The organism is Salinivibrio siamensis (assembly GCF_001996005.1).
In the GTDB taxonomy this organism is placed as follows: Bacteria; Pseudomonadota; Gammaproteobacteria; order Enterobacterales; family Vibrionaceae; genus Salinivibrio; species Salinivibrio siamensis.
On the sequence record NZ_MUFB01000061.1, the window covers coordinates 1 to 1030 of the forward strand.

4 tRNA genes and 1 rRNA gene are annotated in these 1030 nt (G+C 48.1%); all 5 read left to right on the forward strand.

The window, feature by feature from the left end:
- The first annotated feature begins 36 nt into the window (after positions 1–36).
- Positions 37–112 (forward strand) — tRNA-Glu (locus tag BZG73_RS15915).
- 2 nt (positions 113–114) lie between these two features.
- A tRNA-Lys gene (locus BZG73_RS15920) sits at positions 115–190 on the forward strand.
- Positions 191–202: 12 nt separating this feature from the next.
- Positions 203–278: transfer RNA gene (locus tag BZG73_RS15925), tRNA-Ala, on the forward strand.
- A 12-nt stretch (positions 279–290) separates the two neighbouring features.
- A tRNA-Val gene (locus tag BZG73_RS15930) sits at positions 291–366 on the forward strand.
- Between the two features lie 289 nt (positions 367–655).
- Positions 656–1030: ribosomal RNA gene (locus BZG73_RS15935) — 23S ribosomal RNA — on the forward strand; the annotation flags it as partial.

Below are 1030 nucleotides of genomic sequence, written 5' to 3' on the forward strand. Positions count from 1 at the left end.
GTATTAAAGAGGATATGTTCCCAAACATATCAGCGTGTCCCATTCGTCTAGAGGCCTAGGACACCGCCCTTTCACGGCGGTAACAGGGGTTCGACTCCCCTATGGGACGCCATTGGGTTGTTAGCTCAGTTGGTAGAGCAGTTGACTTTTAATCAATTGGTCACAGGTTCGAATCCTGTACAACCCACCATTTCTCAGRCGCGGGGCTATAGCTCAGCTGGGAGAGCGCTTGCATGGCATGCAAGAGGTCGGCGGTTCGATCCCGCCTAGCTCCACCAAGTCTGGAAGATGGGCGATTAGCTCAGTTGGGAGAGCACCTCCCTTACAAGGAGGGGGTCACTGGTTCGAGCCCGGTATCGCCCACCACGCTTTAAAGGTTTTTGCTTAAGAATCTTTAGAACGTGGTTTATTTAGCAATAAACGACATGCTCTTTAACAATCTGGAAAGCTGACAAGTCATTCTTAAAGAATGACAGTAAAGTTCTCAATCAGTGACAGAAATGTCACTCACACAATCAAGTGTGCTTGGGCTTTGTCTTAGNATAAGCAAAGTCTCTATTTTGAGTCCGGCAAAAACAAAACCTTAGTTGTTTAAACCGTTTGTTTTCACTTTTTAAAAGTGAAAGTAAATAAGCAAGACCTTTTGGGGTTGTATGGTTAAGTGACTAAGCGTAGACGGTGGATGCCTTGGCAGTCAGAGGCGATGAAGGACGTACTAACCTGCGAAAAGCGATGGTGAGCTGGTAAGAAGCATTTGAGCCATCGATGTCCGAATGGGGAAACCCACCTGCATAAGCAGGTATCTTAGYGTGAATACATAGCGCTAAGAGGCGAACTCGGGGAACTGAAACATCTAAGTACCCGAAGGAAAAGAAATCAATTGAGATTCCGGCAGTAGCGGCGAGCGAACCCGGAGCAGCCCTTAAGCGGCTTAGGCGTTAGGTGAACAGGTTGGAAAACCTGGCAATAAAGGGTGATAGCCCCGTAACCGACGGCGCCTTAGRCGTGAAAACGAGTAGGACGGGACACG